The sequence below is a fragment of the Pseudonocardia humida genome (assembly GCF_023898865.1).
GTDB lineage: Bacteria > Actinomycetota > Actinomycetes > Mycobacteriales > Pseudonocardiaceae > Pseudonocardia > Pseudonocardia humida.
This window is the reverse complement of sequence record NZ_JAGSOV010000042.1, coordinates 18,213-27,683: the sequence shown is the minus strand read 5'-3', so window position 1 is coordinate 27,683 and position 9,471 is coordinate 18,213. Positions and strand designations below refer to the sequence as shown.

General features: G+C 75.2%; 7 protein-coding genes and 1 tRNA gene. 4 read left to right on the top strand and 4 right to left on the bottom strand.

Annotated elements, in window-relative coordinates:
* Positions 1 to 455 precede the first annotated feature (455 nt).
* The gene (locus tag KDL28_RS20960; RefSeq protein ID WP_252441153.1) at positions 456 to 2,570 is read right to left on the bottom strand and encodes a bifunctional copper resistance protein CopD/cytochrome c oxidase assembly protein; all 2,115 of its coding nucleotides are present in this window, start codon (positions 2,568 to 2,570) and stop codon (positions 456 to 458) included.
* Between the two features lie 101 nt (positions 2,571 to 2,671).
* Here KDL28_RS20960 and KDL28_RS20955 point away from each other — a divergent pair, with 101 nt between their 5' ends.
* Positions 2,672 to 3,391: a methyltransferase domain-containing protein gene (locus tag KDL28_RS20955; protein WP_252441152.1), complete on the top strand. Its 720-nt coding sequence runs from the start codon at positions 2,672 to 2,674 to the stop codon at positions 3,389 to 3,391.
* A 4-nt stretch (positions 3,392 to 3,395) separates the two neighbouring features.
* On the opposite strand, the gene KDL28_RS20950 is transcribed toward KDL28_RS20955, so the two are convergent.
* From KDL28_RS20950 to KDL28_RS20940, 3 genes are all read right to left on the bottom strand, one after another.
* Positions 3,396 to 5,375 (bottom strand): putative bifunctional diguanylate cyclase/phosphodiesterase, encoded by a 1,980-nt coding sequence (locus tag KDL28_RS20950; RefSeq protein ID WP_252441151.1) that lies wholly within the window; start codon positions 5,373 to 5,375, stop codon positions 3,396 to 3,398.
* 34 nt (positions 5,376 to 5,409) lie between these two features.
* Complete coding sequence (locus KDL28_RS20945; RefSeq protein WP_252441150.1) at positions 5,410 to 6,195, bottom strand: PP2C family protein-serine/threonine phosphatase; 786 nt, start codon at positions 6,193 to 6,195, stop codon at positions 5,410 to 5,412.
* Positions 6,196 to 6,257: 62 nt separating this feature from the next.
* A complete protein-coding gene (locus KDL28_RS20940; protein WP_252441149.1) occupies positions 6,258 to 6,935 on the bottom strand; it encodes a GOLPH3/VPS74 family protein in 678 nt (225 codons plus the stop codon).
* Positions 6,936 to 7,140: 205 nt separating this feature from the next.
* On the opposite strand from KDL28_RS20940, the gene KDL28_RS20935 reads away from it, so the two are divergent.
* The 3 genes from KDL28_RS20935 (at position 7,141) to KDL28_RS20925 (ending at position 9,470) form a co-directional block, all read left to right on the top strand.
* Positions 7,141 to 7,214 (top strand) — tRNA-Arg (locus KDL28_RS20935).
* Positions 7,215 to 7,876: 662 nt separating this feature from the next.
* A complete protein-coding gene (locus KDL28_RS20930; RefSeq protein ID WP_252441148.1) occupies positions 7,877 to 8,275 on the top strand; it encodes a RidA family protein in 399 nt (132 codons plus the stop codon).
* A gap of 61 nt (positions 8,276 to 8,336) precedes the next feature.
* Positions 8,337 to 9,470 carry a metallophosphoesterase gene (locus tag KDL28_RS20925; RefSeq protein ID WP_252441147.1) on the top strand — a complete coding sequence of 378 codons (1,134 nt, stop codon included), beginning with the start codon at positions 8,337 to 8,339 and terminating at the stop codon, positions 9,468 to 9,470.
* Position 9,471: the final 1 nt, after the last annotated feature.

The following is a 9,471-nucleotide window of genomic DNA, read 5'->3' as shown; positions in this document are numbered from 1 at the left end:
CACCGAGGAAGCCAACGCACGGGGTACGCGCTCCACTCGGCCGAACAAATATCTGGCACAAAACCAAAACCAGAAAAACAATAGCTCGACACACTGTTGAGTTCTCAAAAGACACCCACACACCATCGGACACCGCCAGGTGACTTCCGGGGTTGTGTCCCAGTGTACGCCTCCGGATCCGAGGATCCTTCGGCGCCCCTTCGGGACGGGCAGCCAGTCCAGGGGATCGGAGCCGGTGAGGGCTTCGGTCCGCCTGTCTCGCTGACAGGGAGAAAGTTACGCGACCCCTTGACAGGAGGTCAAATCGCCCCCCGCGCACCGCACTTGACCTGCGCAAACATCCACATCGCGGTCACTCACCGTGGCCGCGGAGCCCGCCCCGCACGACGAACGGTCGGCCGTAGTCGACCATGTGAACGGCCAGTAACGTGCAGCCTGACCTGCGGTTTCCGGCATCAGTCCGACTCACGGCGCGGGCTCGGCGCGCGTCCCGCTGCCGTCGAGGACTCGTTGGTGTGACCCGAGCCACGGTCGCTCTCCGCGACGAGCGGCGCGCCATCCGCCAGTCGTCGCAGCATGGCGTTGTACGCGGTGAGGTCGGCGTCGCCGTCCGTCTCGGCCCTGCGGTCGTCGCGTCGGGCCGACCGCTCGTCCTGACGCGACCACTGCACCAGCAACGCGACGATGACGAGCAGCAGCGGCAGCTCTCCGGACGCCCAGGCCAGGCCGCCGCCGAGCCTCTGGTCGACCAGCGGGTCGGGCACCCAGGGCAGCGCGAGGCCGCGGTACCACTGCTCCCCCACCGCGGCGTTCGCCCCCATCAGCGCGACGCCGAAGAACGCGTGGAAGGGCACCGAGATGAACACGATCCCCAGCCGGGCCGCCGGGGGCAGCCGTCGCGGGGACGGGTCGATGCCGACGAGCGGCCAGAAGAACAGCAGGCCGGCCAGGATGAAGTGCAGGCTCATCAGTTGGTGCGCCCAGTGCTCGGGCAGCGCGGCGGGGAACAGCCCGGAGAAGTACAGGGCGTAGTAGCTGCCCACGAACAGCGGCAGGGTGACCAGGGGGTGGGTCATCCACCGGGCCACCGGTGAGTGCACCCCGGCCAGCAGCCACTCCCGCGGTCCGGGCGGCCCGCCGCGGCCCGCGGTCGGCAGCGCCCGCAGCGCGAGCGTGACGGGGGCGCCCAGCACCAGCAGGATGGGCACCAGCATCCCGAGGATCATGTGCTCGCCCATGTGCACGCTGAACATGGCGGGCGAGTAGCGCCCGATGCCCGAGCTGGTGGCCAGCAGCAGGGCGAGGCAACCGCCCAGCCAGGCCAGGGTGCGCCCGGTCGCCCAGGCGTCGCCGCGGCGGCGCAGCCGCCGCACCCCCAGCAGGTAGGCCACCGCCAGCACGACCGCCGCCGAGCCGAACAGCAGGTCGAACCGCCAGTCGAAGGCGAGCCGGGCGAGCGTCGGCGGGCCGGCCAGGTCGTAGCCGAGCAGCACCTCCGTGCGCGACGGCGGGCCCGTGCCGGTGTCGGGCGGCGCGGTGCGCCCGAGGGCGACGGCCAGGCCCATCGTGGCCAGCATCAGCAGGACCTCCACCCCGCCCAGGCGCAGCAGGGCGCGCGGCTCGCCCGCGGACGCGGCGGCCACCGTGGAGCGCCGGTGCAGGGCGCCGAGCACGCCGAGCAGGGCGAGCGCGGCCGCCTTGGCCAGCACGAGCAGCCCGTAGCCGGAGGAGAACACCTCCCCCAGCGGCACCCGCGTCAGCGCGTTGACCAGCCCGGTGAGGGCCAGCACGAACCAGCAGGCCAGGGCCAGCCGGGAGAACCGCGGGACCGCGGTCGCCAGCGCCGTCGCGCGGTCGGCGCCGCGGCTGGAGGCCAGCACGACCACCGCGACCAGCCCGCCCACCCACAGCGCAGCGGCCAGCGAGTGCAGCAGCAGGCTGTCGGTGGCGAGGTCGTGGGCGCCGCCGCTGGCGGAGTGCCCGGTGACCGCCACGGGCACCGGGCCGAGCAGCGACAGCCCCAGCAGTCCGACCGACCAGCCCCAGCTCAGCACCGTGCGGGCGGCGGCCAGCACGACGAGCGCTATCAGCGCGCACGAGGACCACGCGGTGGCCACCGGCAGGCGCGGGACGAGGTCGATGAGCAGACCGGTGTCGAGCACGTCGGCGACGGGCCTGCCGAGCGTGTCGGCCACGGTGAGCGGCACCATCAGGATGGCCGCCGCGGCCCACGCGCCCGCCGCCCAGGACGCCGTCCGCACGCCGCGGTAGCCCGCGACGTCGAGGTAGCCCGAACGCTGCGGTGGCACCAGGAACGCGGCCAGCAGGATCGCGCCCACCGTGACCGCCAGCGCGATGTCGGCGACGGCGCGCACCGCGGGCAGCCAGATGGTGGTGAGGGTGCCGGGGTCGGGGAGGCCGAGCGCGGACGCGGGACGCGCGCCCGACAGCGCGGTGAGCCCGCCCGCCACGAGCGCGGCGACCGCCGTGCCGGACAGGACCAGGCCGAGCGCACCGGATGCGGGCCGGGCGGGTCGCGTGGTGGCGGACTCGACCGTCGGCTGTGCCATGCACCCAGGCTATGCCCGCCGAGCCGGTGCCGGGCGGGGACCGCCTGCTGCCAGACTGGCGCCATGACCTGCCCGAACACCCGCGACCGTTCGCGTCCGGTGTGACCATCGCGACGCCGCCCAACGGTCCCGGTCCGGTGCTGGCGCTGGCCGTCGACCGCGCGGGCCGCCAGCCGCCCGCCTGGCTGGCCGCCCCCCTGCAGACCGCGGCCAGGGTGCTCGAGATCAGCCCCGGCGGCGCCCTGCTCCGCGGGGAGTTCACGGCCGGCGGCTGGCTGGGCCTCGACATCGACGACACCGACGACACCGGGAACCCCGCGGGCGCGCGGGTGCGGGCCGACCCGCGCGACCTGCCGGTGCGCTCGCGCTCGGTGGACGGCGTCGCGCTGCTGCTGGCGCTGCCCAGCCTGCCGCACCTGGACCCGGTGTTCGCCGAGCTGCGCCGGGTGCTGCGCCCGGGCGGCACCCTGGTCGTGGGGGTGCCGTCGGCGGCCGGGGGGTCGTGGGGGGAGCGCGCGGCGATGCGGGTGCTGCGGCCGGTGCACCGGGCCTGGCCGCACCGCTCCGCGCTCGACCGCGTCGGCTGGCTGCTGGCCGCGGCCGACTTCGCGGTGATGGGCGACGACCGGGTCCCCTTCGCCGTGCCGATCCCGGACGCCGCCGCCGCGCTGGCGCTGGCCGAGCGGCTGCCCTCGGCCCGGCTGTGGCCCCCGAACCTGCCCGAGGGCGTGCGCGCGGAGGCGGCGTCGCGGCTGGCCCGCCGGGCCGGGCCCGACCGCGTGCTGCCCGTCCCGATGCGGCGGCTGGTCGCCCGGCGCTGAGCGCTCAGCCGAGCAGTTCGGCCAGCGGCCGGGGGCGCCCGAGGTGGTAGCCCTGCCCGTCGTGCACGCCGAGCTCGCGGAGGCGCTCGACCAGCTCCGGGCGGTCGACGTGCTCGGCCACGGTGCGCATGCCCAGCTCCCCGGCCACGCCGACCACGGCGCTGACCAGCGCCCGGTCGACCGGGTCGGTGTCCAGCCCGCGGACGAACTCCCCGGCGATCTTCACCGCGGTGAACGGCAGGTGCTTGAGGTGGGAGAACGACGCGAACCCGGCCCCGAAGTCGTCGAGGGAGAACCCGCATCCCGCCTCGGTCAGCCGCCCCACCAGCCGCTTCGCCGCGTCCAGGTTGGTGACGGCGGTCGTCTCGGTCATCTCCAGGCCCAACCGGCACGGCTCGACGTCGTGGCCGGCCAGTTCGGCGAGCACCCAGTCGCCCAGCTCGTCGTCCTCCAGCGACCGCGCCGAGATGTTGACCTCCAGGCGCAGCCGCCGCGCCCGCGCGGCGGGACCCGCGAGGGCGCGCACCGCCCGGGCGAGCACCCAGCGGTCGAGGCGCAGCACCAGGTCGCCGCGCTCGGCGGCGGGCAGGAAGTCGACGGGCCGCAGGTCGGGGACCAGCCCGTCGCGCAGCCGGATCAGCAGCTCCGAGCGCCGGGCGCGACCGGTGGCGAGCTCGACGATCGGCTGCGCGTCGAGCTGCATGGTCTCCTGGTCGAGGGCGTCGCCGACCCGCTTCAGCAGCCCCACCCTGGCCACCGCCCGCCGGTACTGGTCGGGCGCGAACAGCCGGGCCCGGTTGCGCCCGGCGGCCTTCGCCGCGTACAGCGCCAGGTCGGCGCGGGCCAGGAGCACCTCGACGTCCGCCCCGTCGCCGCCGGCGGCCACGCCGATGCTCACGGTCACGGTCAGCGCCGAGTCGCCCTCGGCGATCGTCTGCCCGGCCACGGCGTCGCAGAGCCGCTCCCCCAGCACGAGCCCGTCCTCCGGGTCGCGGCGCGGCAGCACCACCGCGAACTCGTCGCCGCCCAGGCGCCCGATCAGCGCGCCCGGCTCCAGGTGCGCGGGCACGACGTCGGCCACGCGCCGGATGACCCGGTCGCCGACGGCGTGCCCGCGCAGGTCGTTGACGTCCTTGAAGCGGTCGATGTCGATCAGCAGCAGGGTGGCCCCGGCCGGGTCGGCCAGGCACTCGGCGAGCCGCGCGGTGATCCGCCTGCGGTTCGCGATGCCGGTCAGCGGGTCGTGCTCGGCCAGGAAGGCCAGCTCGGTCCGGGCCCGGTGCTCCTCGGTGACGTCGCGGGCGGTGCCCAGCACGCGGATCGGCCGCCCCGAGGCGTCGGAGAACACCTCGCCGCGGCACTCGAAGACGCGCGCGGTGCTGTGGCCGGCCACGAACATCCGGTGGGTGTGGGTGAAGTCGCGACCGGTGCGCACCGCGGCGGCCAGCACCTCGTTGACGGCGGTGAGGTCGTCGGGGTGGACCTGGGCCCGGAAGCCGTCCAGGTCGAGCAGGGCCCGCGGCGGCAGCCCGAAGGCCACCAGCAGGGTCTCCGACAGCTCCAGGCGGTCGTTCTCGACGTTCCACACCCAGGAGCCCATGCGGGCCAGTGCCTCGAACCGCGACAGCCGCCACTCGGCGACCGCCACCCCCAACCTGCGCTCCAGGGAGAACCGCGCGGTGCGGTCGGTGATCTCGTAGAGCAGGCTGCCCGCATCGGGCTCCAGCACGGTGCAGCTGACCTGCCACCAGCGGGTCGAGCCGTCCGGCGCGGGCCAGCGGACGGTGACGTCGCCGGCGCCGGGCCGGATGCCCTCGCGCAGGTCGGCGACGGGGCGGTCGCCGTCCCAGCAGCCGCCGTGCCCCTCGACCATCTCGCGGGCCGCCGGGTTGCACCACCGGACCGTGCCGTCGCGCACCACGACGAGGCCGATGGAGGCGCGCTCGGCGATGTCCGCGGCGCTCGGCGCACCGACCACGCTCACCCCCACCTCGTCCCCGGGGATTGTGTCGCGGAACTCAGCTCCGGGCGGCGACGGCCCCCACCACGAACGGGGGATTCTCCTGCGGCTCGTCGTCGACCAGATCGGCGACGATGCAGGTGATGTTGTCCGGCCCGCCGCCCTCGTTGGCCAGCTCGATCAACCGCGCGACGGCCTCGTCGCGGTCGGCGACCTCCATCAGCACCTCGCGCAGCGCCGCGTCGTCCAGGACGGCGGTGACGCCGTCGGAGCAGATCAGGTAGCGGTCGCCGACCCGGCCGTCGACCCCGAACAGGTCGGGTTCGACGGGCGTGGCCTCCTGCAGCGTGCGCACCAACCAGGAGCGGCGGGGGTGGCCCGCCGCCTCCTCCGGGGTGATGCGGCCCTCGTCCAGCAGCGCCTGGACGAGGGTGTGGTCGCGGGTGAGCCGGAACAGCTCGCCCTCGCGCAGCAGGTAGGCGCGGGAGTCGCCGACGTGGGCCACACCGATGCGCGCGCCGTCGACCAGGAAGGCGACGACCGTGGTCCCGGTGCCACGCAGCTCGGGATCGGCCTTGGCCAGCTCGGTGAGCCGATCGGCCGCCTCGACCACCGCCTCGCCCAGCGCGGACGACAGGTCGACCTCGCCGAGGTCGTCGGGAAGGCGCTCGTCCAGCTCGAGGAGGACCTCGATCGCCACGGCGCTGGCGACCTCGCCGTGGGGGTGACCGCCCATCCCGTCGGCGACCGCCAGGAGCCGCGTGGTGGTGCCCGCGGAGTCCTGGTTCATCGGTCTGCGGCGCCCGACGTCGGACCCGGCCGCGGAACGCAGAGTCGGTGACATGACGACACCTTGTCAGACGCCTGCAGCAGCCGGTGATGACCTCGCCCGGCTCGCCGGTGTCGTCACGAGAACGACGGGGGTCGCCACTGTGCGTCAGCACCCGTGCTCCGCGGGTGGCTGGGCAGGACGGCGCTGCGGATGGCGGCCACTTGGCCGCGTCCCGTCGTCCCGAGCAGTTCGTCGCCGGCGATCTCCGCGGCCCGCGCCCGGACGCGGCGCACCGGCCCCTCGACCACCCGGTGCTCGGCGCGCACCGCGTGCAGCAGCGAGATCAGGCAGCTCAGCCGCACGTCGGACGGCTGGTCGTGCAGCAGCACGCGTTCGACGCCCGCCAGCAGGCGCTCGCGTTCGCGCCCGCCGAGCACGTCCCACGCAGCGGTCGGGAACAGGCCCCACCGCCGCCCGCGCCGGGGAGCCAGCAGCCCGCGCTCGGTCAGCCGCTCGAACACCGGTCCCCGGACCCGCCCGGCCAGCCGCTCGACGGCATCGCGGGCGCGCAGCGGCGTGCGGCCGAGCTCGACCAGCGCGACGTCGACGACGGGCTCCCCGGTGGCCCCCGGGTCGACCACCGAGATCAGCACCCGCCTGCCGCGCCCCTCCACGGCCAGCCGCTCCCGCAGGGCCAGGTCGAGCAGCAACGCGCCGGCGAGGCCGCGGTCGAGGGTGGAGGAGGCGGCGAGGAGGCGGCCCGACGCGGGGTCCACGAGCAGCAGGACGAGGTCCTCGGCCAGGGTCGTCACGGGCGTTCTCCCTCGTCCGGACGGCCGCCGGCACCCCCGCCGCTGGCCCGCGACCAGCGTCCTGCACGTCCTGCGTCCGGTCGATCGGCCATTCGGCCAGATCCGAGCGCCGGCCGCGGTCCGTGCATCACATGTGCAGATGGGTGTACTGGCACGGCGGCGGTGCCCGCTACGCTCGGTGCCACGGTCCGCGAGGGCCGCGCCGGCCTCCGTAGCTCAGCTGGATAGAGCAAGAGCCTTCTAATCTCTAGGTCGCAGGTTCGAGTCCTGCCGGGGGCGCGCCGTCGCAGGTCAGGCCGGTTGCCGAGCCCACCCACGACAGGTCCCACGCTCACCCCACGTAATCGGTGCCCACGACCTCGGCGCAACGCGGGCGGCGGTGTCGAGTTCAGCGACAGGGGTGGCGCAGCCGTCGCAGCGTGAGGTGGGTCGTCGCAGCGCGCCGGCGGGCTGCGAGCACCCTGCTAGCGGTGCGACGACCCCATTCGCCACGGGGTGCGCTACTACCGCAGTCGCAGCAGGGCATACGCGTCCAGGACGACGACGGCGGGGACGAACCGGCCGAGGATCGTCCCGTGGTGACGTTCCGGGCTGAACAGTGGTCGGGCGAGGGGAACGACGGCGTCCCGCCCGGGACCGTGGAAGCCTTCGGCCGTTGCCGCCGGGTACCGGTCGCGGTCACGGTCGGTACTCCTACCGCAGCACGATCGTGTCCATCGGCGGCCGGTACCTGATCTCGTTCGACCCCGCGCACACGACCACCTGGAACTGCACGACCGCCGATGAGGGCCGACCTGCTCCCGGTGCCTGGCCGCAGGGGCGGACCGTCGTCAGGTGCCGAGCAGCGTCAGACCTTCGTGCTCGGCGAAGTCCCCGCTCCGGACCCGGGGCGCATCGGGAACCGCGTGGACGGGTGCACCCCCGCGCCATAGCGTCCGCTCATGTCGGTTCGGCGCGCGATCACGAGTGGTTCGACGTTCGAGGAGCAGATCGGCTACGCCCGGGCGGTGGTGGACGGCGACCGGGTGCACGTGTCCGGCACGACCGGCTTCGACTACCGCACCATGACCCTCCCCGAGGGCGTCGTGGAGCAGGCCGAGCAGTGCCTGCGCAACATCGGGGCGGCGCTGCGGGAGGCCGGGTGCACCTTCGCCGACGTCGTGCGGGTGCGCTACCTGCTGCCCGACCGCGCGGACTTCGAGCCGTGCTGGCCGCTGCTGCGCGCGCACTTCGGCGCCGCCCGCCCGGCGGCGACGATGATGGTCTGCGGGCTGGCCGACCCGCGGATGCGCATCGAGATCGAGGTCGACGCGCGACGGGGCGCGGGCGAGCCCGGGTGACCCGGCGCGGCTGAGGCCGACCGGCGCGCGGACGGGTCCGGTCGGGGGAGAAGATCCGCGCATGTGGTTCGTCGCGCTGGTCGTCGGGGTCGTCCTCCTCGCGCACCTCTACGTCTACCGGCGCGCCGTGCACGACGTGTTCGCCACGACCCGCGCCCGCCGCACCGCCGGCGCGGTGCTGGTCCTGCTCGGGGCGGTCGTGCTGGCCACGTTCCTGACCCGGCGCGTGCTGTCGCCCGACGCGGCCCGGCCGCTGCACCACGTCGGCTACCTCTGGTTGGCGGTGCTGCTCTACGGCGCGGTGCTGCTCGCGGCCGGGGAGCTGGTGCGGCTGGCGGTGCGGGCGGCGCGCGGTCCACTCTCGGTCGAGCGGCGCCGCTTCCTGTCCCGCGCGATCGCCGGCGGCGCGGCCGCGGTCGCCGTCGGGACGGTCACCTACGGCACCGTCGAGGCGCGCCGGCCCCGGGTCGAGCGGCGGGAGGTCGTGCTCGACCGGCTCGACCCCGCCTTCGACGGGTTCACCGTCGCCGCGGTCTCCGACATCCACCTCGGCCCGCTGGTCGACGGCGCCGACCTGGCCGGGATCGTCGACCTGATCAACGCGGGCTCGCCCGACGTCGTCGCCGTGGTCGGCGACCTGGTCGACGGCACCGTCGCCGAGCTCGCCGACTACGCGGCCCCGTTCCGCGACCTGGTCGCCCCGACCTACGTGGTGACCGGCAACCACGAGTACTTCTCCGGGGCCGCCGAGTGGGTGGAGTTCCTGCCCTCCCTGGGGCTGCGGGTGCTGCGCAACGAGCGGGTCGAGATCCGCCGCGGCGACGCCGTGCTCGACATCGCCGGCTGCGACGACCGGACCGCGGGCCGGTCGGGGGTGCCCGGGCACGGCTTCGACCTGGACGCCGCGCTGGCCGGGCGCGACCCGGCGCGGCCGGTCGTGCTGCTGGTGCACCAGCCGGTGATGGTGGAGCAGGCGGTGCGCGCCGGGGTCGACCTGCAGATCTCCGGGCACACGCACGGCGGGCAGCTGTGGCCGATCACCCAGGTCGCGCTGGTCGACCAGCCGGTGCTGGCCGGGCTGACCCGGTTCGGGCCGACCTGGCTCTACGTCACCCGCGGCGTCGGGTTCTGGGGGCCGCCCACGCGGGTGGGCTCGCCGCCGGAGGTCACCCTGCTGACGCTGCGGGCCGGCTGAG

Bases quoted from the DNA above. Each gene is read 5' to 3' on its own strand.
- KDL28_RS20960 (WP_252441153.1), bottom strand. From the start codon at position 2,570: ATGGCACAGCCGACGGTCGAGTCCGCCACCACGCGACCCGCCCGGCCC.
- KDL28_RS20945 (WP_252441150.1), bottom strand. From the start codon at position 6,195: ATGTCACCGACTCTGCGTTCCGCGGCCGGGTCCGACGTCGGGCGCCGC.
- KDL28_RS20930 (WP_252441148.1), top strand. From the start codon at position 7,877: ATGTCGGTTCGGCGCGCGATCACGAGTGGTTCGACGTTCGAGGAGCAG.
- KDL28_RS20925 (WP_252441147.1), top strand. From the start codon at position 8,337: ATGTGGTTCGTCGCGCTGGTCGTCGGGGTCGTCCTCCTCGCGCACCTC.